The sequence below is a fragment of the Spirillospora sp. CA-142024 genome, assembly GCF_050942325.1.
Lineage (GTDB): Bacteria > Actinomycetota > Actinomycetes > Streptosporangiales > Streptosporangiaceae > Spirillospora.
The window spans coordinates 5,003,285-5,024,551 of the sequence record NZ_CP192077.1 but is presented as its reverse complement, the minus strand read 5'-3'; the positions used below and the strand labels follow the sequence as shown (position 1 = coordinate 5,024,551).

Here is a 21,267-nt window from a genome sequence, read left to right as displayed (position 1 = left end):
CGCCTCCGGCGCCGGATTCGGGCCTCTCGAAGACGGGCTCGGCCAAGAACCGCGCGCGACGCTCGTGCGGCGGTCGTCAGGGGCGTTCCAGGGCCGCTTTCGGGAGGCGCCTGGCGAGCGGTGCCGGCAGCCACCAGGCGTGCCTGCCGAGCACCTGCATGACGGCCGGGACGATCAGGCAGCGGATGACGACCGCGTCCAGCAGGACGGCCACGGCGAGGCCGAGCCCGAACTGCCGGAGCATGCGGTCGGGGCTCAGCACGAACGCCGCGAACACGACGATCATGATGGCGGCGGCGGCCGTGATGACCTTGCCCGTGGCGGCCAGGCCCTCCCGCACCGAGCGGGACGGATCTCGCGTGCGCTCCCATTCCTCGTGGATGCGGGACACCAGGAACACCTCGTAGTCCATGGAGAGGCCGAAGACGATCGCGAAGATCATCACCGGGATGAACGCCTCGACGGGGCCGCTCTGCGCGCCGAACCGGCCGTCCTGGAACACCAGGGTGATCGCGCCGAGCGCGGCCGAGATCGACAGCAGGTTGAGCAGCGCGGCCTTGACCGGGATCAGCACCGAGCGGAACACCACCGTCAGCAGCAGGGCGGACAGGCCCACGACGACGGCGACGAACAGCGGCATCCGCGCCGAGACGGCGTCCGAGAAGTCCTGCGCTGCGGCGGTCGGGCCCCCGACCAGGTACCCGGCGCCGGTGCGGGCCGACAGGGAGGGGAGCACGTCGTCGCGCAGTTCGTGGACGAGGCGGGCGGTCGCCTCGTCCTGCGGCGCGGTGGCGGGGTAGGCGATGACGGCGGACACCGCGCCGTCCGCGGACGGTATCGGCGGGGTCGCGGCCGCGATGCCCCTGGTCCGCGTCAGCGCCGCCTGAAGCCCCTCGGCGTCGCCCCGGGCCACCACGATGAGCGGCCCGTTGAACCCGGGGCCGAACCCCTCCGCCAGCAGGTCGTACGCCTGCCTGCCGGTCGTGGACGGGGCGTCGTTGCCGGCGTCGGCGAAGCCGAGGCGCATGTCCAGCGCGGGCGCCGACAGGACCAGCAGCGCGGCGACGGCGACCAGCAGCGCCGGGACGGGACGGCGCTGGACGGCCGCGGCCAGCCGCCGCCAGCCGCCCTCCTCCGGCGGGCCCGGCTTCGCGGCCCGCTTGAGCACGAGCCGCTGGATGCGGCCGCCGAAGACGCCCAGCAGCGCGGGCAGCAGCGTGAGGGACGCCGCCATGGTGACCAGCACGGTCAGGGCGACACCGAGCGCGACTCCCTGGAGCGATCCGAGGCCGAGCGCGATCAGGCCGAGCAGCGCGATGATGACGGTGCAGCCGGCGAAGAAGACCGTCCGCCCGGCCGCGTCCAGCGCCCGGCGGGTGGCCGCGGCGGGATCGGCGCCGTCCCGGAGTTCCCGCCGGTACCGGTAGAAGATCAGCAGGGCGTAGTCGACGCCGACGCCGAGCCCGATCAGCATCATGATCGGCGGGGTGAAGTCGGCCACGGTGAAGACGCGCGAGGCCAGCGCGATCAGCCCGATCGCGCCGCCCACCGCGAACAGGGCGGTGACCAGGGGGAGCGCGGCGGCGACGAGGGAGCCGAACAGCAGCACGAGGATCACCAGGGCCGCCAGCATTCCCGCGCCCTCGGCTCCGCCGCCTCCGCCCTCCTCGGCGCCGCGGACCGGGTCGCCGCCTGGCTCGACGCGCAGGCCGTGCCCGGAGGCGGCCCGGGCGGTGTCGATGATCCTGGTCACCCGCTCCTTCGGGACGTCCTGCGCGGCGGCGTCGAGCGTGACGGTGGAGTAGCCGATGGTGCCGGACCGCGAGATCGTCAGCGGGCCCACCTCGGTGACGGAGGGGAGCCCGCGGACCTCCGCCAGCATGGCGCCGATGTCCTGGCGGTCGGCCGCGAGTCCCTGCGCGTCCTGGACGACGATCTGCACGGTGGCGTCCGCCTGCCGCGACCCGTGCTTCGCCATCAGGTCGGCCGCCGCCTGCGAATCGGTTCCGGGCAGGGAGAAGTCGTTGTGGTAGGTGCTGCCGGCGGCCTGGGAGCCGACCGTGATCGCCGCGACCACGGCGACCCACAGGACGAGCGCGGCCCAGCGGTGCCGCTGCGACCACGCGGCCAGGCGGCCGAACCGGCCTGCCGGGGGAGTGCCGGGGGTGGGCATGTCAACCTCGGTTCCCGAAGCGGGCGCCGGCGACGGCGCCCGACACGGCGGACAGGATCGGCACGACGACGAAGGCGGCGAGCAGGACGGGGGTGCCGTCCACGTCGAGCGCGCGGTCCAGGACGAAGGTGAAGAACGCGCCGACGGTCTCGGTCAGCAGGAAGCCCGCGGCCCCGCCGACGAAGAACCCGATGAAGGCGCCCGTGATGTTCATGCCTGAAGCGTCGGGTCGCGGTGTGCCGCCGGGCATCGGCCCCGGGCGGGCATCCGGGCCACCCCGCGGGTTGCGGGGCGGGCGGGCCGGCTACCTCCCGGGTCGCATCCAGCGGGGGTTGACCATGCCCGACTCGTAGGCCATGACGACCAGCTGGGCGCGGTCGCGCGCGCCGGCCTTCGCCATGATGCGGCTGACGTGCGACTTGACGGTGGCGGAGCTGAGGACGAGCCGTGCGGCGATCTCGTCGTTGCTCAGCCCGCCGGCGACGAGGAGCATGACCTCGCGCTCGCGGTGGGTGAGGGCCTTCAGCCGGGGCCCGGGCTCGGGCGCGTCGACCCGCCCGGCGAACTCGCCGATCAGCCGGCGGGTGACGGACGGGGTGATCAGCGCGTCCCCCCGCGCCGCGACCCGCACGGCGTGGATCAGCTCGGCCGGGTCGGTGTCCTTCAGCAGGAAGCCGGTGGCGCCGGCGCGCAGTGCGCCGTACACGTACTCGTCCAGGTCGAACGTGGTCAGGATGACGACGTGGACGCCGTCCAGCCGCGGGTCGGCGGTGATCCTGCGGGCGGCCTCCAGCCCGTCCATCCGGGGCATCCGGACGTCGAGCAGCGCCACGTCCGGGCGCAGTTCGCGGCAGGCGGCCACGGCCCGCTCGCCGTCGGCGGCCTCGCCGGTCACGGTGATGTCGTCCTCGTCGTCGAGGATGGAGCGGAAACCGGCGCGGACGAGGCCCTGGTCGTCGGCCAGCAGGACCTTGATCATCGGACTACCGCCCCGGTCCGGCCCGGGGCCGGGTACGGCAGCCGGGCCCGGACGAGGAAGCCGCCGCCCGGCCCGGGGCCCGCGGTCAGCTCGCCGCCCAGCGCGCGGGCCCGCTCCCGCATGCCGTCCAGCCCGCTCCCCGGCGCGCCGGGGGAGACGCCCTGGCCGGGGCCGTCGTCGGCGACCTCGATGCGAAGCTCGCCCGGTCCGTGCTCCACGCTGACGGTGACCTCCGCGGCCGAGGCGTGCCGCGACACGTTGGTGAGGGACTCCTGGACGATCCGGTAGGCGGCCAGGCCGACCTCGGTGGGCGCGTCCGCCGCCCCGGCGAGACGGCTGTGCACGGTGAGCCCCGCCGACCGCGCCGACCCGATCAGCTCGCCGATCCGGTCGAGGCCGGGGGCCGGGGCGGTCGGCGCCTCCTCGTCGGCCTGCCGGAGCACCCCGAGCGTGGCGCGGAGGTCGCGCAGCGCCTCCCGGCTCGACTCCTTGATGGCTGTGAGCGCGGCCTCGCCCTGCGCGGGGTCCCGGTGGAAACGGTGCAGTGACGTCCCGGCCTGGACGTTGATGAGCGAGAGGTGGTGCCCGACGACGTCGTGCAGTTCGCGGGCGATGCGGAGCCGCTCCTCGCCGGCGGCGCTGCGCTCGGCCTCCCGCAGGTAGGCCAGGCGGCTGTACCGCACCCAGCCCAGCGCGACCATGGCCACGACCCAGCCGGTCAGCATGAAGAGGGCGACGCCGTTGACGTCCTTGTTCCCGAGCAGCGTGCCGGTGCCGGTGCAGATCACGGTGAGGGCGGCGAGGACGACGGCCGCCTGGAGCCGGCCGGCGGCCGCCACGAGGTAGAGCGCCACGATGACCGCGATCATCAGTCCGCCGTCATGGACGCTGGTGACGTAGTAGACGGCGGTGGTCACGAGGACGAACGCGGCGACGGTCACCGGATACCGGCGGCCGAAGTACAGCGCCCCGCAGGCGAGAAAGATCAGCGTCCAGCTGAACGCCGTGGCCGTCCAGGGCTCCGCCGAGGCGGCGACGAGCGACTTCAGGCTGCTGGCGGGCACCACCAGCAGCGCGCCGCCGGCCAGGGCCGCGTCCCGGACCCGGCCGCGCGGAGCGCGGGGACCACCGCGACCACCCATGTGATCAGCCTAGACGGGCGGGCCCGTCCGGACCGTCCTCCGCGCGGCCCAACGCCCTGGGCCGGACCCGCAACCGGAGGTGTAGGCGGACGGTCCTAACCCGCAACCCGGGGGTGACGCGCGGCCGGTGCCCGCCCGGTCAGGCAGCGGACGCCGGGAGCCGGGCGCACTCCCGGCAGGCACGGGAGGAGGCCGCGACCACGGCGTGCGAGGCGGCCGCGAACCCGCCGGAGAGCACCATGAGCGGCCAGTCGCCGGCCAGCGCGGCGGCGGCGACCAGGGCGAGCGCGGCCACGGCCATGGCCACGGCGGAGGCGGTCCCGGTCCAGGCGACCGTCAGGGGAAGCCGGGACGGCACGGGCAGCCGGCGGGCGATCGGGCCCGTCGCGGCCAGCGTCGCCGCGGCGAGCAGGCCGGCGGTGGCGGCGACGCAGGCGAGGTGGACGCCCAGCAGCCGCATCGGCCAGCCGCGGTCGAGCCCGGACGTCCAGATCAGCAGCCAGCAGCCGGCCAGGAAGGGGACGGTCAGGGCCGCGGCGCGGCCGGTGCGCCGGGTCTGGGCGATCGTCAGCTCCCGCTGGCAGGCCGGGACCAGCTCGTCGGCGGCGCCGAACTCGTGCACGGCCCTGCGGACGGCCTGCTCATAAGGCAGCCCCTGGTCGGTGTGGGCGGCCACGGTGTCCGCGAATCCGTCGCGGATCTCCTCGACCATCCGGGACTTGGCGCGCGCCGGGCCGCGCAGGGCGTCCGCCAGGGCGGCGGCGTACTCCTCGGCCGGGTCGGCCTCGCCGATGCGGGCGCTCATGTCGCCGGGTTCAGGACGGAGCCGATCGCGGCGGTGAACTCCCGCCAGGCCGCGCGCTCGTCGGCCAGGGCCCGCCGCCCCGCGTCGGTCAGCTCGTAGCTGCGCCGCCGCCGCTCGCCGACCGCGTCCCAGGCGCTGCGCAGCAGCCCGAGCCGCTCCAGCCGCTGCAGGGTCGGGTAGATCGTGCCCGTGCGCAGCTCCAGCGCCCCGCCGCTGCGGCGCTGGACCGCGGCGATGATCGCGTAACCGTGCAGGGGCCCCGGCTCCAGCACGGCCAGCAGCAGGCCGTCCAGATGTCCGCGCACCGCGTCCGCCCTCATGAGTAGGCAGCCTACACAAAATTGGTGTAGGCATAGTACCTATTGGCAGCCAATACATAGGGAGGAAGACATGGGAGACGGGTTATGACCAAGGTGCTGCTGTCCGTGCACGTGCTCGCGGCGATCCTGGCGATCGGGCCGATCGCCGTCGCCGCGTCGGTGTTCCCCCGGTACGCGCGCGAGGCGAAGCCGGGCGACGGGACGACCGCGTTCCTGCACCGCGTCTGCCGGGGCTACACGGTCGTCGGTGCCGCAGTCCCCGCCTTCGGGTTCGCGACCGGCGCGAAGATGGGCGTGCTCACCGACGCGTGGCTGATCGCGTCGATCGTGCTGACCGCGATCGCCGCGGGCGTCCTCGCGCTGGCGATCCTGCCCGGGCAGCGGCGGCTGCTCGCCCTTTCGCCGGGGGAGGACGTCCCGGCCGGGGCGGTGGCGCGGCTGGCCGGTCTCACGGGCGTGTTCAACCTGCTGTGGGCGATCGTCGTCGTTCTCATGATCGTCCGTCCCGGCTCGACCACGGGAGCCTGAGCGCGCGCTCCCCGCGGCGGCTCGCCGCCCGGGAGGGTCAGCCCTCGTAGGTGTGGACGAAGCGGGCGAGGAGGCGGGCGAACTCCGCGCGCTCCTCGTCCGTCCAGTCCCGCATGGCCTTGGCGAAGTGCTCCTGCCGCGTCCGGCGGGTGGCGTCGACGACCGCCCGGCCGGCGTCGGTGAGCTCCAGGTGGATGCGGCGGCCGTCCTCCTGGGACGCGACGCGGCGGATGTAGCCGGACTTGACCGCCTCGGCGACGATCCGGCTGCCGCGCGAGGCGTCGACGCCGAGGCGGGCGGCCACCAGCCCCACGCTCATCTCCTCGCCGGGCCGGTCGGGGCCCTCGTCGACGACGTCCACGACGTGCAGGACCTGGACGTCCACGGGGAGGTTGTGGTCCCGGATCGCCGCCTTGCCCAGCCGCTGCCGCGCCATGCCGCGCCGCAGCCTGACCATGCTCCGCTCGACTGTGTCCAGTGCCTCCCGGTTCATGGCGGCAAGTCTAGCTAGCTTGCGCCGCTCATCCGCCTGTGTTTAGCATCTATATGTCTTAAGCATAGGAATGTGAGGTGCACATGGTTGCGACGATGCCGCCGATGAGCCGCCGGCACCGGCTGCTGGTCTTCGCCGGGCTGATGCTCGCCGGGCTGATGTCCTCGCTGGACGCGACGGTCCTCGGCACCGCGCTGCCGGCGATCGTCGGGGACCTCGGCGGGCTCGGCCGGCTCGCCTGGGTGTCGACGGGGTACGTGCTGGCCACCAGCGTCACCGTCCCGCTGTCGGGACGCCTCGGCGACCTGTTCGGGCGGCGCCCGATCCTGCTGATCGGGCTCCTTGGGTTCATGGCCGGGTCGGCGGCGTGCGGGGCGGCGCCCACCATGACCTGGCTGATCGTGTTCCGCGTCGTGCAGGGCGCCGCCGCCGGATGCCTGATGAGCTCGATGTTCGCGCTCACCGGAGACCTGTTCGAGCCCCGCGAGCGCGCGAAGTACCAGGGGTACTCGGCGCTGATCTTCGCGGTGTCCAGCATCGCCGGCCCGCTGGCCGGCGGGTTCCTCACCGACCACGCCTCATGGCGGTGGGTCTTCTACGTCAACCTGCCCCTCGGCCTCGCCGCCACCGCCACGACGGTGCTGTTCCTGCGGCTGCCGAGACCGGACGGCAGGCCGCGGATCGACTACCCGGGCATCGTCCTGCTCGGCGCGGCGGTCACCTGCTTCACGCTGTTCACCAGCTGGGCCGGGACGCGGTACGCGTGGGGCTCGCCCGTCGTCCTCGCGCTGGCGGCGGGGTCGGCGGTGCTCTTCGCGGCATGGGCGCTCGCCGAGCGGACGGCCGCCGAGCCGGTGATCCCGCCGCGCCTCTTCCGCGACCGCTCGTTCGGCGTCGCCTGCGTCATCGCGGCCGTCGGCGGGGCGACGGGATTCGGCCTCGCCACCTACCTGCCGATGTTCTTCCAGGTCGTCGGGGGAGTGGGGGCGACCAGATCGGGCCTGCTGCTCCTGCCGATGATGGCCGCCCTGGTGGCCGCCTCGATGGCCGCCGGACGGTACATCCACCGGACCGGGCGCTACCACCGGCTGCCCGCCGCGAGCATGGCGGTCAGCGCGGCCGGCGTGGCGCTCCTGGCGAGCATGGACGCCGGGACCGGGCTGTTCACCGCCGGCTGCTACATGGCCGTGCTCGGGTTCGGGGCCGGGCTGTCGCAGCAGGTCGTCATGCTGATCGCGCAGAACGCGGCGCCGCGCGCGGACCTGGGGGCGGCCAGCTCGGGCGTGTTCGCGACCCGGATGCTCGGCACGGCGGCCGGGATGGCGGTCTTCGGCGCCATCGTGGCGAACCGGTTCGCCGAGGAGGTCGGGCGGCGCGTCCCGGCCGGGCAGGTCCCCGCGTTCGACGACGCCGTCCGCCCCGAGGTGCTCGACACGCTCCCCGCGCCGGTGCGGGACGGCGTCGCCGAAGCGTTCGCGGACGCGTTCTCCACCCTGTTCCTCGTGGCCCTGCCCGTCCTCGCCGCGGGACTCGCGGCGGCGCTGCTCCTCCGGCACGTCCCTCTCACGTCCGGCGGGCGGGAGGACTAGTCGTCGAGGGCGGCGTCGTGGACGAGCAGCGCGATCTGGACGCGGTTGTTCAGGTCCAGCTTCGTCAGCAGGCGCGACACGTACGCCTTCACGGTGGCGACGCTCAGCGACAGCTCCCGGCCGATCTCGCTGTTGGTCCGGCCGCGTCCGACCAGCGCGGCCACCGCCCGCTCGCCGTCGGTCAGCCGGGCGAGCAGTTCGCGGGCCCGGGCCTGGCGAGGGTCGACGCCGCTGTCGGCCACGTAGGACATCATCTTGCGCAGCACGGCCGGTGACATCATCGGCTCACCGGCCGCGACCTGCCGGATCGCACGGACGATCTCCGGCGGCGGGGTGTGCTTCAGCAGGAAGCCGCTCGCGCCGGCCCGCATGGCGCGAGCGATGTGGTCGTCGGTGTCGAACGTCGTCAGGATGATGATCTCCGGCGGCTCGCGGCGGCCGCGCAGCAGCTCCGTCGCCGCGAGGCCGTCGAGCCGGGGCATCCGGATGTCCATCAGGACGACGTCGGGGCGGTGCTGGTTGACGGCGGCGACGACCTCGGCGCCGTCGGCGACGTCGCCGACAACGTCCAGGTCCTCGGCGCTCGACAGCATCATCGACAGTCCGGCGCGGACGAGCGCGTCGTCGTCCACGATCAGCACGCGCACGGGAGGGGAGTCCATTCCGCAACCCTACGGCCCGCAACCCCCTCGGTCCCGTGCGTCAGGGCCGGTGCAGGCGTCGGCCGGTGACGTCCATCGCCGCCAGCCGGAACCACGCCTCGCGGTCGCCGCCCGGCCACGAGTCGACCTGCGGGACCTTCGCCTTCTCCTCCGCCGACATGTGGTGGGCCCCGCCGCGCAGCAGCACACTCCAGCCCTCGTGGTTCGACTCGTCGAACCGGTCGACCTGGAACGCCGCCCGGACGTCCCCGCCGGCCACGGACGTCAGCAGGCTGCGGTTCAGCCGCCCGGACGAGGACGTCCGGAAGATCACCGAGTCCCCGTCGACGGCGTAGTTCACCGGGATGACCGTGGGGCCCTCGCCGTCGTCGAACGCGATCCGGCCGATGCTGCCGCCGCCGATGAGCCGCAGGCACTCGGCGCGGTCCAGTTCCTCCAGCAGGGGCCGGTCAGAGGAGTTCGCTGCCATGCGTATCACCCTTCCCCGCGGCCCCGGCGCCATGCGCGACCTCCAGCGGGAGCCGGGCGCGCAGCCGGAACCGGCCGTCGCCGGTGCGGCCGTGCTCCAGCGTCCCGCCGAGCAGCGCCACCCGCTCGGCGAGGCCGACGAGCCCGGCCCCGGACCCGGGCAGGGGGCGCGCGGGCGGACCGGGCGGCAGCGCGTTGACGATCTCGATGTCCAGGTCGGCCCCGGCGCCCAGCGACACCAGGACGTGCGCGCCCGGCGCGTGCTTGCGGGCGTTCGTCAGCCCTTCCTGGACGATCCGGTAGGCATGCCGCCCGACACGGGACGGGACCGACGCCGCGTCGGGCACGCCGTTCTCCAGCGTGACCTCGGCGCCGGCGCGCCGCGACTCCCGGACGAGCCCGGCGACGTCGGCGAGCGTCGGCTGCGGACGCTCGGGCTCGGCGCCCGGCGAGTCGTCGCGCAGCACGCCGATCACCTCGCGCAGGTCCTCCATCGCCTCGTAGGCGCTCTGCCGGATGATCCCGGCGGCCTCGCGCTGCTCGGCGGGCGCGTCCGGGCGGAACTCCAGCGCCCCCGCGTGCACGGCCAGCAGCGAGATCCGGTGCGCGAGGACGTCGTGCATCTCGCGGGCGATCCGCTCCCGCTCCAGCAGCCGGGCCTCCTCGACCCGCAGCCGCTGCTCGGTCTCGGCGGCACGGGCGCGCTCCCGCAGCGACGCGATGAGCTGCCGCCGGGACCGGACCAGCATTCCGGTGGACAGGAGCGCCACGTGCAGCAGGCCGAACGCGACGATGCCCTCCCGGAACTCGCGCTCGGAAAGCGGCGCGAGCCAGAACAGCCCGAGGACCGTCAGCGCGGTCGTGGCGGCGACCGGGACGCTCGTCCGCCAGGGCCGGAGCATCGCGACGGAGAACACCGCGGCCATGGCGGTGCCGAGCACGGTCGAGGCCGTCAGCTGGCCCGCGGTCATCACCAGGGCGATGGCGACCGGATACCGGCGCCGCCACAGCAGCATGACGATCCAGGACACCACGCCGATCGCGATGTCGCGGGGGATCGCGGTCTTGGAGTCCTCGGGGAAGTCGTTCAGCGACGCCTGGAGCATCAGCAGGCCGAGCAGCACCGCCGCCGTGGTGACGGCCACGTCGCCGAGCCAGTCGCGCCACGATCGCCTGAGGTTCACCCGCCCAACGGTAGCCATGCGCTCCGGCCGGGAAAGCATCCCGAGGTCGGCGGCGCATCGACTTTGGTAGGCACACCGGAGGGCCGCGCGGTGTGCGCGCGGCCCTCCGGCGGGGTATCTCAGCGGCGGCCGGGCAGGTACCGGACGGACAGCGCGGCGGTGACCAGGATGACGGCGGCTGTGACCAGGACGCCGAGGTCGGCGCCGTGGACGAACGCCTGGGCGGCGCTCTCGCGCAGGGACTGCGCGGCGGGGCCGGGCAGGTGCTGCGCGATCCCGGCGGCGGCGCCGATCGACTCGCCCGCCGGACCCTCCGGCATGCCGCCGGAGTACGTGGTGGCGGCGATGCTGCCGACCACCGCGACGCCGAGGACGGTGCCGAGGTTGCGGGTGGTGTTGCTGACCGCCGACCCGATCCCGGTCTTGGCGGGCGGCAGCGACGACATGACCGACTGGGTGGCGGGGGCCATGGTCAGCCCGATCCCGGCGCACAGCACGATCGAGGCGATCATGTAGTGGACGTAGCCGGTGCCGCCGGACGCGGTCGCGAAGAACCCCAGCCCCGCGGCGGCGGCCAGCAGCCCGGCCGTCATCGCGGTGCGGATCCCGAAGCGGGCGGCGAGCCGGGTGCCGGCCGGCGACGCGACGGTCAGGGCGAGCGCGCCGGGCAGCGACCGGACACCGGCCTCCAGTGGCGAGTAGCCGAGGACGAACTGGTAGATCTGGGTGACCACGAACGTGATCCCGGCGAGCCCGAAGAACAGCGCCGTCACCGACATCGCGGCGGCGGTGAACCGGCCGTCCCGGAACAGGCCCAGGTCGAGCATCGGGTGGTCGCCGCGGACCTGCGACACACCGAAGACCGCCAGCAGGACGATCGCGATCGCGAACCGCAGCAGCGTCCCGGACGAGGTCCAGCCGCTCTCGCCGGCCTGGATGACCGCGTAGGTGAGCGAGCCCAGGCCCGCGGCGGCGAGGACGGCGCCCGCCATGTCGATCCGCGGCCGGTGCGGCGCCGCCGAGGCGGGCACGAAGAACCGGCCGGCGGCCAGCGCGACGAGCACGACCGGCAGGTTCACCGCGAAGATCGCGCTCCACGAGTAGTGCTGGAGCAGCCAGCCGCCGGCGGTCGGGCCGATCGCGACGCCGACACCGCTCACCGCCGACCAGAGGCCGATCGCCCGGGCCCGTTCGCGCGGGTCGGTGAACACGGCGGTCAGCAGCGCCAGCGTGGCGGGCATGATCAGCGCGGCGCCGGCGCCCATGACCGCGCGGGCCGCGATCAGCTGGCCGGCGGTGGCCGACATCGCCGCGCCGAGCGATCCGGCGCCGAAGACGAGCATCCCGGCGGCGAGCGCCCGGTGCCGGCCGAACCGGTCGCCGAGGGTTCCGGCGGGCAGCAGCAGGGCGGCGAAGACGAGGGTGTAGGAGTCGACGATCCAGGCCAGCGCGCCGGCGCTCGCACCGAGCGAGGACGCCAGGGTGGGGATCGCGACATTGACGATCGTCGTGTCGACGACGATCACGAGCAGCGACAGGCAGAGCACGGCCAGCGTGAACCAGCGGCGGGGATGGGAAGCGGTGGCCTGTGCGGCCGCCGATGCGCTCTTCGGCGCGTCAAGGGCGGTGGGGGAGGACATCGGGACTCCTTGTGATTGATAGACCTATAAATAAATGGCCGGAAAAGATCCCGTCCGCGGCCGGACGGGACGGGTCAGGGGGTCATGTGCGTGTACTCGGGCGGAAGCCCGAGCACCGTGCCGAGGTTCAGCAGGTTGCCGGCGGCCATGAACCGGACGACCGTCGCGCGGTCGGCCCCGGTCATCTCCATGACCATGTCGGAGGCCTCCATGAAGCCGCGGCGCATGAACGCGCGGATCTCGGGGTCGGCGGACGCGGCGTGCCCCTGCAACTGGCAGCGCGGAGCGTCGGGGTTGGCGAGGACCTTGTGGTAGTTGCGGCCCAGGGCCATGAGCGACTGCTCGGGTGTGTCGCCGGGCCGCCAGGCCTCGGTGAACGCGTCCCGGATCTGCTCGCGCACGCGCTGCAGGCAGGCGAGGAACAGGGTCTTCTTGTCGTCGAACAGGGCGTAGATGTACGGCTGGGAGATGCCGGCCCGCTTGGCGATGTCGGCGGTCTTCGTGGCGTGGTACCCGAACTCGGCGAACACGCTGATCCCGGCTTCGAGCACCTGCTCGCGGCGCTCCTCCGCGGTGGGCCTGCGCGTACCCCGCTTCGTCGTCCCTCGGCCTGTCGTCATGGCCTAATTATTGATACACCAATCAAAATCTGTCAACCCCCGTCTTCCAGGAGTGTGCGCTCCGGCGAGGAGGTGACGCCCGGAGCGGTCAGCCGGGCTTGGCGACGGTGAGCAGGACGGCGGCGTCCTCCACGGCCTCCAGGCTGTGCCGCGCATCCGGGACGATCAGCAGATCGCCGGACATCCCGTCCCAGGAGTTCTCGCCCGACAGCAGCCGCACCCGCCCGCGCAGCACGAGGACCGTCGCCTCGCCGGGATTCTCGTGCTCGGCCAGCGTCGTCCCCGACGTCAGGGCGATGAGGGTCTGGCGCAGGACGTGCTCATGTCCGCCGTAGACGGTCTCGGCGCTGCGCCCGGTCGAGGCCGCGGCGGCGCGCTTCAGGTGGTCCCGTACCTGTGCGTCCAACGAGAGCTTCTGCATGCGGCCAAGTCTGCCAGTGACGCTCGTGACGGCACGTGAGCCGGGTCACTTGAGGGGCGTGCCCATGACCGGCTTGCCCGTCGCGCTGCCCTTCAGCCAGGCGTCCCACGATTTGGCCCACGGCGTCGGCCCGTTCCCGAACTGCAACTGCCGCGTGGTGCCCGTCACCTTCACGATGTCGCCCCGGTTGGTGAAGTTGTAGAACCACTTGGCGTCCGAAGGGGACGCGTTCACGCACCCGTGGCTGACGTTGTCGTTGCCCTGCGAGTCGGTCGACCACGGGGCCGAGTGGACGAACGTCCCGCTGTAGGTGAGGCGGACGTTCCACTTGGTGGGGATCCGGTACTCGCCGGGGTCGCCGGTCGTGGCGGAGTCCATGATGATGTTCGCCGCCTTCTCCTGGGCGATCATCGTCCCGCTGTAGCTGTCGTGTCCCGGCTTGCCGAGGCTGACCTTCATCGTCCGGACCGTCTTGCCGCCGTCGGTCACCGTCGCACGGTGCTTCTTGGCGTCGATGGTGGTGACGTGCCGTGGCCCCACGGTGAAGCTGACGCTGCGGTCCTTCGTCCCGTACATGCCCTCGCCGGCCTTCAGCCCCGCCAGGTGCGCGACGACCTTCACCTTCTGCCCGGACGGCCAGTACTCGTGGGGCCGGAAGTCCACTTCCTTGTCGCTGATCCAGTACCAGGCGCCCTCGACCGGCTTGGACATGCGAACCTCAAGGGCCTTCTCCACCGCCGCCTTGCCGGCCTTGGTGCTGACGGGCTTGGACAGCAGCAGCTGCACGGGCATGCCGACGCCGACGTTCTCGCCGTCCAGCGGCGACATGCCGCTCTCCAGCTTCTTCTTCGGTGTCAGCGTCGTGAACGTGGACGTCGTGGTGACCGGCTTGCCGCCGTCCCCGGTGCCCTGCGCGGTGACCGTGTACGTCGTGGACGGCCGCAGTGTCCACGACGACTTCCACGACTTCCCGTCCGGAGCGAGAGTGCCCTCCGCCTTGGTGTTCTTCTTGCCGTAGGTGAGGGTCACGCTGGTCAGCTTGCCGTTGTCGGCGGTGACGGTGACGGGCCGGTCAGGGGCGGCCTCCTTGGAGCCGGTCGCGGGGGTGATGGCCAGCTTCACCGCGTCGGCGGCCTTGCCGCCGCCGTCCCCGCCCTTGCCGCCGTCGCCGCCGCCGGACGAGCAGCCCGCGGCGGCGATCGCCACCGCCCCGAGAATCGCCGCACTCGCCGTCCCTGCCCGACCCTTGAGCACCAGAGAACTCCTCACGCTCGACGGGGGTAATCCCTTCGCCAGGGTATGCACGGTTCCCGGCAAAAGACCCAACATGCGCAACATTCCGCCCGTCCGCCAAGCGGACGGACCGGCTCCCATCGCTTCGGGAGCCGGTCCGTACCTCGCGCAGCCCGGAGTCAGCCGGGCGGGAGCTCCGAGGCGGCGGCCCGGTCCAGCAGGAAGAGGGTCCGCCGCCGGCCGCGGGCCCCCGAGCACGGGGCCTGCGTGCGCGGCGTGTCCGGTGACAGCCCCAGCCGGACGGCCTTGGCCTTCGACTCACCCGACGCCAGCACCCACACCTCGTCCGCGGCCCGCAGTGACGGGAACGTCAGCGAGATCCGGGTCGGCGGCGGCTTCGGGGCGCCGTGGACCGCCACCACCGCGCCCTCGTCGTGCAGCGCCGGCATCTCCGGGAACAGCGACGCCACGTGCGCGTCCGGCCCCACGCCCAGCATCAGCACGTCGAATGCCGGCACCGGGCCCGCGTCCGGCGCGGCGGCCCGCAGTTCGGCGGCGTACCGTTCGGCCGCGGCCTCCGGGTCGTCGCCGTCCGGCCCGTCCGTCGCCGGCATCGGATGCACCCGCACCGGGTCGAGCGGTACGTGGTCGAGCAGCGCCGCCCGCGCCCCGGTCTCGTTGCGCTCCGGGTCGCCGGCGGGCAGGAAGCGCTCGTCGCCCCACCACACGTCGAGGCGGCCCCAGTCGATCGCGTCGCGCGCGCCGGTGGCGGCCAGCGCGGCGAGCACCGCGGTGCCGACCCCGCCGCCGGTCAGCACGACCGACGCCGACCCGCGCTCCGCCTGGGCGTCGGCGATCCGCGTCACGAGCCGCGCCGCGACGGCCTGCGCGAGGACGTCCTTGTCGCGGTGCACCAGCACCGCCGGCGGGGGAGTCACGCGTCCCCCGACTTGCCGCGCGGCCGCTTCGCCGGCCCGGACGACGACCGGGACCGGGACGGCTTGGCCGCCTCCTTCTTGGCGGGCGCGGTCTTCGCGGCGCCGGCCGTCGCCGACACCGGCTCGCGCGCCACGCCCGGCTTCTCCGACCCGCCCGCGAGGTCCTTGGCGAACCGCGCGGCGGCCTCGCGGTAGACCTCGTCGGGGTCGAGCCGCCGCAGCTCCTCGGCCAGCAGCTCGGCCATCGGGCGGCGCATCAGCGACACCTGCCGGTCGGGCTGGCCGGGGCGGCACAGCGTCGCGACCCGCCCGTCCGGGCGGTCGATGACGATGTCGCCGCCGGTCGTCGCCAGCCGCACGCCGGTGATGCCGGGTCCCTCGGAGACCGTCCGGTCCACCGGGACGCCGAGCCGGATCGACAGCCATGCCGCCAGCAGCTCCGCGCTCGGGGAGTCCGGTTCGGCCATCACCTCGCCGGCCGTGATCTCGTCGTGGTCCTGGTCGAGCGCGGCGGCCAGCAGCGACCGCCACGAGGTCAGCCGGGTCCAGGTGAAGTCGGTGTCGCCCGGCCGGTATCCCTCGGCGAGCTGGGCGAGGGTGCCGAGCCGGTCGCGGGCGGCGTAGGAGTCGGTGACCCGGCGCTGCGCCAGCCGGCCGAGCGCGTCCTGGGCGGGCACCTTCGGCACCTTGCCGCCCGGCCACCACGTCACCACCGGGGTGTCGGGCATCAGCAGCGGCACGACGACCGAGTCGGCGTGCTCGGCGAGCGGCCCGTACATGCGCAGCAGCACCGTCTCGCCCGGGCCGGTCTCGCCCATCCGGATCTCGGCGTCCAGCCGCGAGGAGCTGCCGCGCGGATCGCGGGAGATGACGGTGAGCACCCGGCAGGGGTGCTCGCGCGCCGCCTCCGTCGCCGCGCGGACCGCGTCGTACTGCGCCGACTCGTCCGTCACGATGATCAGTGTGAGCACCATGCCGACGGCCGGGCCGCCCATCAGATGCCGGGACTGGGTCAGCGCGTCCTGGATCTTGCGGGTGGTCGTGCCGGTCAGATCGATGTTCATCTCTCAGAGCCTCTGTTCATCTAGAGCCGCCGCCAGGTGCGGCCGTCGCGCGCCATCAGCTCGTCGGCGCTGTCGGGTCCGTAGCCGCCGGACTTGTACTGGTCGAGACCGCCGCGGCTCGCCCAGTACTCCTCGATCGGGTCGAGGATCTTCCAGGACAGCTCGACCTCCTCCTGCCGCGGGAACAGCGGCGGGTCGCCGATCAGCACGTCCAGCAGCAGCCGCTCGTAGGCCTCCGGCGAGGCTTCGGTGAACGACTCGCCGTAGGCGAAGTCCATGTTGACGTCGCGGATCTCCATCGAGGTGCCGGGCACCTTCGAGCCGAACCGGACCGTGATGCCCTCGTCCGGCTGCACCCGCATCACCAGCGCGTTCTGCCCGAGCTCCTCGGTGTCGGTGTGCGAGAACGGCAGGTGCGGCGCCTGCTGGAACACCATCGCCACCTCCGTCACCCGGCGGCTGAGCCGCTTGCCGGTGCGCAGGTAGAACGGGACGCCCGCCCAGCGGCGGTTGTCGATCTCCAGCTTGACCGCGGCGTAGGTCTCGGTGCGGGAGTCGGCCGGGATGCCGTCCTCCTCCAGGTAGCCCCGGACGTTCACGCCGCCCTGCCAGCCCGACGCGTACTGGCCCCGCGCGGTGGACTCGGCCAGGTCGCCCGCCACCCGCACCGAGGAGAGGATCTTGGCCTTCTCCGCGCGGACGGCGTCGGCGCGGAACGACGTCGGCTCCTCCATCGCGGTCAGCGCCAGCAGCTGCAGCAGATGGTTCTGGATGACGTCGCGGGCGGCCCCGATGCCGTCGTAGTACCCGGCGCGGCCGCCGATCCCGATGTCCTCGGCCATCGTGATCTGCACGTGGTCGACGAACGAGCGGTTCCAGATCGGCTCGAACATCGTGTTGGCGAACCGCAGCGCCAGGATGTTCTGCACCGTCTCCTTGCCGAGGTAGTGGTCGATCCGGAAGATCGACTCCTCGGGGAAGACGCGGTGCACGGTGTCGTTCAGTTCCAGGGCGGTCTTCAGGTCGCGGCCGAACGGCTTCTCGATGACGACCCGGCGCCAGGAGCCCTCCTTGCGGTCGGCGAGGCCGCTGCGCTGCAGCTGCTCCACCACCTGAGGGAACGCCTTCGGGGGGATCGACAGGTAGAACGCGTAGTTGCCGCCGGTGCCGCGGCTGTCGTCCAGCTCCTTGACCGCCATCGACAGCGCGTCGAACGCGCCCGGGTCGCCGAACTCGCCGGGGACGAAGTGCATGCCCTCCGACAGGTGCGTCCACACGTCCTCGCGGAACGGGGTCCGCGCGTGCGCCTTCACCGCCTCGTAGGCGATCTGGCGGAAGTCCTCGTTCTCCCAGTCGCGCCGGGCGAAGCCCACCAGGGAGAAGCCCGGCGGCAGCAGCCCCCGGTTCGCCAGGTCGTAGATCGCCGGGAGGAGCTTCTTGCGCGACAGGTCCCCGGTGACCCCGAACAGCACGAGCACGCACGGCCCGGCCACCCGCGGCAGGCGCTTGTCCCGCGGGTCGCGGAGCGGATTGGCTGTGTTGGTCACGTGGCCCCCTCTGATCGCACTGCGCCTTCTTCGACTACTGCTGCAAGCATCCTGCCCCAACTCGTATCGCGGGCCCCAACCGGGAGTCGCCCCCTGTCCGGCCACGGTTTCCAGCCCCCGGCGGGGGCGCTCATCTCTCTCCTCTGGCGCAGTCGAGCAGCCGGGTGAGCCCCGCCCAGCGGTTCTGCAGATGCAGCCGCACCACCGGGCGGCCCGCCGCCCGCGCGTCGCGGGCGTCCCCGAGCGCCCGCGCGAGCTGCAGCATGCCGAGCCGGTGGTGGCGGCCCGGCACCGGCACGTCGCGGACGACGTTCCCGGTCACCAACAGGTATACGCCCGCATCCGGATGATCATTCCCGATCGCGGGCGGCGGCGCGCCCCAGCCGAGCTTGACCGGGCGGCCGCAGCGGGCGGCGAGCAGCGCGGCCAGCCGGCGCACCTGCGCGCCCTGGCCGCGCGCCTCGTCGGGGTCCAGGTAGGCGAGGAGCGCGAGGTGCTCGTCCGGGCCGACCCGGGCGGCCAGCGCGTCCAGCAGTTCGGTGAGGCCGGACGTGTCCGCGAGCGCCGGGACCGTCGTGTGCACCTCGACGGCCCGGCCGTGGTCGCCGTCGGCGAACAGCGGCTCGCCCGTCCCGTCGTCCAGGGTCATCGGCGCGGGACGTGCCACCGGGGCCAGCGGATCGGCCTCCAGCAGGTAGGACGCGACGGCGGCGGCGTACTCCCACACGACGAGCTGCGCGGCGAGCGGCCCGGCGACGGTGGCGTCGTCCTGGTGGGGGCGGCCGTCGAACGTCACCAGGAACAGATCGTCGGCGGGAACCAGCGGCAGCCCGCCGTCCTGGACGATCGGCGTCAGCCGGCCGCGGGTCGTCTCGTCGAGCAGCAGCGACACCCAGCGGGCGATGCCCGGCAGCGCCGCCGGGTAGCCGCCGAGCACGGCCGTCCGCCGCCCGGCGCGGACGGCGCCGCCGAGGATGGCGCCGAGGACGAGGCCCGGGTTGTTCTCCGGCCGGGTCAGCGACGGCAGCACCGCGGTGGCCTCGTCCAGCAGCGTCGCCATGTCGGCGCCGGCCAGCGCGGCGGGCACCAGCGCGTAGGGGGACAGCGCGCCGAACGCCGTGGCGGCCGGCGCCTCCACCAGCGGATGCCCCTCCTCCGTCGCCTGCTTGGCGGCCGCCGCGCGCGGCTCGGCGACCGTCACGAACCGCCGTGCGACCCCGGCGGGGGACAGGCCGCGGTCCCGCAGCGCCTCCGCGAACACCCGGCGGAGCGTCTCGGTGCCCGGGTCGTCGCCGGTGACCACGACCATCGTCCGGTCCAGCCGTTCCGGGTCCTCCCGGATGCGCAGCAGCGGCCCCGGCTCCGGGCCGTCCAGGACGAGGAGCGGCGCGCCGTCCCCGTCCGGCGCGGCGGGGCGGTGCGCCCGGGCGATCAGCTCGGCGGCGCAGGCCGGGGCGCCGCCGCCGAGCAGCACGACGTCGGTCAGCCCGTCCTCGCGGGCCTGGGCGCGCAGCTCTTCGGCACGGTCCAGCACCGCGCGGCCGGGACCCGGCTGGCCCGGCCAGCACAGCGGGCGGCCCTCCACCCCGGCGGTGGCTGCCGCCGGCCACAGCGACGCGTCCTCGGAGGCGAGCCGGACCGGCACCTGGTCGATCCACAGCCGGCCGAGGACCCGCTCGGCGTCCTCCTTGAGCGGCCCGCGGGCGGTGATGGCCGTCTCCCCCGAGACGACCGCGGTGAAGCTCACGGTCTGCGCGCCCCCGCCACCGCGCGGACCGCCTCGGTCAGCCGGCCCGCGCCCTCGACCGGGTCGCGCAGGTGCAGCCGGATCACCGGCAGCCTCCGCTCGCGGAGCGCCCGCAGCTCGCCGAGGGCACGCGCGATCTGCAGCTCCGCCAGGCTGTAGGGGCGGCCGGGGACGGGATGCGCCGCGAGCTCGTCCCCCGGCGCCGGATCGCCGGTGATGATCAGGAACGCGCCGTTGCCCGGGCCGTCCTTGTGCACCGGCCCGGTCGCGTGCGGGTAGCCGGGCCCCGGCCCGTAGGCGACGGGGCGCCCCGACGCGCGCGCCAGCGACGGCGCGAGGTAGCGGCCGGAGAAGTCGCCCGACAGGTACGTCATCACCGACAGGTATCCGTCGGACGGCACGGAGGCGACCAGCCCGCCGAGGACGGTCTGCAGCTCGGCGCCGGGCGGCCAGGGGAAGTCGGCGTGCACCTCGATGCCGTCCTCGACGTACACCGGCCGCTCCGCCGTCAGCGGGCCGCCGCCGGCCGTGCGCAGCAGCGTCGCCGCGTCGTCCTCGGCCTCCTGCACGACCGTGCTGCCCGCCTCGAACGGGTTCACGCCGAGCAGCCAGCCGGCCACCGCCGTCGCGTACTCCCACAGCAGGAACTGCGCGCCGAGCGGCGCCCACACGGAGGTGTCGGACTCGTCCTGCGCCGCCGACCGCGGGTTGATCGAGACGCCGTGCACGTCGGGGAAGTCGCCGCGCCCGCCGGGCGGCTCGAACGCCAGCACGCCGCGGCCCCGCTTGCCGGTGCCGACCGCGAGCAGCTGGGAGATCCAGGCGCTCAGCGCGCCCGGTCCGCCCGGCTCCCGCAGCAGGACCTTGTCGCGGGCGAGGCCGCCCGGGCCCTGCTGTGCGCAGCCGCCGAGGACCGCGCCGAGCAGCAGCCCCGGGTTGTCCTCGTCCTTGGCCAGCGACGGCACCAGCGACGCCGCCTCGTCCAGCAGCCGGTCGGCGTCCGCGCCCGCCAGCACGGCCGGGACGAGCCCGTACGCCGACAGGGCGCCGTAGTGGCCGGGCAGGTACGGGTCGGTCAGCCCGATCCGGTAGCCGCACTGCCGGGCGAAGTCGTGCAGCGGGCTGCCGTGGTCGGTGATGACCAGGAACCGGCTCGCGATCTCCCGCTCCGACAGGCCCCGCTCACGGAACGCCGCCGAGAAGATCCGGCGGTAGGCGTCGCCCTCCAGGGACACGCCCGCCTTGCTGGCCAGCACGACCAGCGTACGGTCGAGCCGCTCCATCGCGAACGCGAGCGCCGCGGTGTCGCCGCCGTCCAGCACGGTCAGCTCGCCGGCCGGCCGCTCGGGCCCGGCGGCGCCCGTACCGCCGGCGGCGCCGGCCAGCGCGGGCGTCTGCGCCTCCATCACGGCCTGCGCCGCGAGGCTCTCCGCGCCGACGCCGATCAGCACGATGTGGTCGAGGCCCGAGTACCGGGCCTCCGAGACCAGGCCGCCCAGCTGGTTCAGCAGCCCGCGGGAGGCGAAGGGCAGATCGAGCCAGCCCAGCCGGCTGTGGTCGACCGCCCGCCGCCCCCACAGCCGGGGGTCCTTGGCGGCCAGCGCGCCGGGGACGCCGCAGCTGACGAGGTAGTCCCTCGCCTGCAACGCCGAGTCGAGCACGTCGCCGCGCGTCAGTACGTCGAATCCGGACACCGTTACCCTCCCGCCCCCCA

Annotated in this window: 21 protein-coding genes; 2 read left to right on the top strand and 19 right to left on the bottom strand. The window is 74.1% G+C overall.

Annotated elements, in window-relative coordinates; all coding sequences use genetic code 11:
• Positions 1-76: 76 nt before the first annotated feature.
• The 6 genes from ACQPZP_RS24225 to ACQPZP_RS24200 form a co-directional block, all read right to left on the bottom strand.
• Positions 77-2,173, bottom strand: coding sequence for an MMPL family transporter (locus ACQPZP_RS24225; RefSeq protein WP_433472007.1), 2,097 nt, complete (start codon positions 2,171-2,173; stop codon positions 77-79).
• A gap of 1 nt (position 2,174) precedes the next feature.
• Positions 2,175-2,387, bottom strand: a complete 213-nt coding sequence (locus ACQPZP_RS24220; RefSeq protein ID WP_433472006.1) for a hypothetical protein — start codon at positions 2,385-2,387, stop codon at positions 2,175-2,177.
• 90 nt (positions 2,388-2,477) lie between these two features.
• Positions 2,478-3,152: a response regulator transcription factor gene (locus tag ACQPZP_RS24215; protein WP_433472005.1), complete on the bottom strand. Its 675-nt coding sequence runs from the start codon at positions 3,150-3,152 to the stop codon at positions 2,478-2,480.
• Complete coding sequence (locus tag ACQPZP_RS24210; RefSeq protein ID WP_433472004.1) at positions 3,149-4,294, bottom strand: sensor histidine kinase; 1,146 nt, start codon at positions 4,292-4,294, stop codon at positions 3,149-3,151. Before ACQPZP_RS24210 ends, ACQPZP_RS24215 begins: the two co-directional genes overlap by 4 nt.
• A gap of 139 nt (positions 4,295-4,433) precedes the next feature.
• The gene (locus ACQPZP_RS24205) at positions 4,434-5,099 is read right to left on the bottom strand and encodes a permease prefix domain 1-containing protein (protein WP_433472003.1); all 666 of its coding nucleotides are present in this window, start codon (positions 5,097-5,099) and stop codon (positions 4,434-4,436) included.
• Entirely contained in the window at positions 5,096-5,419 is a 324-nt protein-coding gene (locus ACQPZP_RS24200) for a PadR family transcriptional regulator (RefSeq protein ID WP_433472002.1), read from the bottom strand. The genes ACQPZP_RS24205 and ACQPZP_RS24200 overlap by 4 nt, the downstream gene beginning before the upstream one ends.
• An 84-nt stretch (positions 5,420-5,503) precedes the next feature.
• Here ACQPZP_RS24200 and ACQPZP_RS24195 point away from each other — a divergent pair, with 84 nt between their 5' ends.
• Positions 5,504-5,947: a hypothetical protein gene (locus tag ACQPZP_RS24195; RefSeq protein WP_433472001.1), complete on the top strand. Its 444-nt coding sequence runs from the start codon at positions 5,504-5,506 to the stop codon at positions 5,945-5,947.
• Between the two features lie 37 nt (positions 5,948-5,984).
• Here ACQPZP_RS24195 and ACQPZP_RS24190 read toward each other — a convergent pair whose 3' ends face one another.
• Positions 5,985-6,440 carry a MarR family winged helix-turn-helix transcriptional regulator gene (locus ACQPZP_RS24190; RefSeq protein WP_433472000.1) on the bottom strand — a complete coding sequence of 152 codons (456 nt, stop codon included), beginning with the start codon at positions 6,438-6,440 and terminating at the stop codon, positions 5,985-5,987.
• Between the two features lie 104 nt (positions 6,441-6,544).
• Here ACQPZP_RS24190 and ACQPZP_RS24185 point away from each other — a divergent pair, with 104 nt between their 5' ends.
• A complete protein-coding gene (locus ACQPZP_RS24185) occupies positions 6,545-8,029 on the top strand; it encodes an MDR family MFS transporter (RefSeq protein ID WP_433471999.1) in 1,485 nt (494 codons plus the stop codon).
• Here the strand turns inward: ACQPZP_RS24185 and ACQPZP_RS24180 are convergent.
• The 12 genes from ACQPZP_RS24180 to ACQPZP_RS24125 form a co-directional block, all read right to left on the bottom strand.
• Positions 8,026-8,691 (bottom strand): response regulator transcription factor, encoded by a 666-nt coding sequence (locus ACQPZP_RS24180; RefSeq protein WP_433471998.1) that lies wholly within the window; start codon positions 8,689-8,691, stop codon positions 8,026-8,028. The two genes, ACQPZP_RS24185 and ACQPZP_RS24180, sit on opposite strands and share 4 nt — an antisense overlap.
• A 40-nt stretch (positions 8,692-8,731) precedes the next feature.
• The gene (locus tag ACQPZP_RS24175; RefSeq protein ID WP_433471997.1) at positions 8,732-9,160 is read right to left on the bottom strand and encodes a pyridoxamine 5'-phosphate oxidase family protein; all 429 of its coding nucleotides are present in this window, start codon (positions 9,158-9,160) and stop codon (positions 8,732-8,734) included.
• Complete coding sequence (locus ACQPZP_RS24170) at positions 9,141-10,343, bottom strand: sensor histidine kinase (RefSeq protein WP_433471996.1); 1,203 nt, start codon at positions 10,341-10,343, stop codon at positions 9,141-9,143. Before ACQPZP_RS24170 ends, ACQPZP_RS24175 begins: the two co-directional genes overlap by 20 nt.
• Before the next feature lie 119 nt (positions 10,344-10,462).
• Complete coding sequence (locus ACQPZP_RS24165) at positions 10,463-11,983, bottom strand: DHA2 family efflux MFS transporter permease subunit (protein WP_433471995.1); 1,521 nt, start codon at positions 11,981-11,983, stop codon at positions 10,463-10,465.
• Positions 11,984-12,057: 74 nt separating this feature from the next.
• Complete coding sequence (locus ACQPZP_RS24160) at positions 12,058-12,603, bottom strand: TetR/AcrR family transcriptional regulator (protein WP_433471994.1); 546 nt, start codon at positions 12,601-12,603, stop codon at positions 12,058-12,060.
• Positions 12,604-12,691: 88 nt separating this feature from the next.
• Positions 12,692-13,024, bottom strand: a complete 333-nt coding sequence (locus ACQPZP_RS24155) for a cupin domain-containing protein (RefSeq protein WP_433461547.1) — start codon at positions 13,022-13,024, stop codon at positions 12,692-12,694.
• 45 nt (positions 13,025-13,069) lie between these two features.
• Complete coding sequence (locus tag ACQPZP_RS24150) at positions 13,070-14,278, bottom strand: Ig-like domain-containing protein (RefSeq protein WP_433471993.1); 1,209 nt, start codon at positions 14,276-14,278, stop codon at positions 13,070-13,072.
• A 158-nt stretch (positions 14,279-14,436) separates the two neighbouring features.
• Positions 14,437-15,195, bottom strand: coding sequence for a 6-phosphogluconolactonase (pgl, locus tag ACQPZP_RS24145; protein ID WP_433471992.1), 759 nt, complete (start codon positions 15,193-15,195; stop codon positions 14,437-14,439).
• Positions 15,192-16,259 carry a glucose-6-phosphate dehydrogenase assembly protein OpcA gene (gene opcA / locus ACQPZP_RS24140; RefSeq protein ID WP_433471991.1) on the bottom strand — a complete coding sequence of 356 codons (1,068 nt, stop codon included), beginning with the start codon at positions 16,257-16,259 and terminating at the stop codon, positions 15,192-15,194. Before opcA ends, pgl begins: the two co-directional genes overlap by 4 nt.
• 20 nt (positions 16,260-16,279) lie before the next feature.
• A complete protein-coding gene (gene zwf, locus ACQPZP_RS24135; protein ID WP_433461543.1) occupies positions 16,280-17,806 on the bottom strand; it encodes a glucose-6-phosphate dehydrogenase in 1,527 nt (508 codons plus the stop codon).
• 130 nt (positions 17,807-17,936) lie between these two features.
• A complete protein-coding gene (locus tag ACQPZP_RS24130; RefSeq protein ID WP_433471990.1) occupies positions 17,937-19,553 on the bottom strand; it encodes a glucose-6-phosphate isomerase in 1,617 nt (538 codons plus the stop codon).
• Positions 19,550-21,247, bottom strand: a complete 1,698-nt coding sequence (locus ACQPZP_RS24125; protein WP_433471989.1) for a phosphoheptose isomerase — start codon at positions 21,245-21,247, stop codon at positions 19,550-19,552. The genes ACQPZP_RS24130 and ACQPZP_RS24125 overlap by 4 nt, the downstream gene beginning before the upstream one ends.
• Between the last annotated feature and the right edge of the window lie 20 nt (positions 21,248-21,267).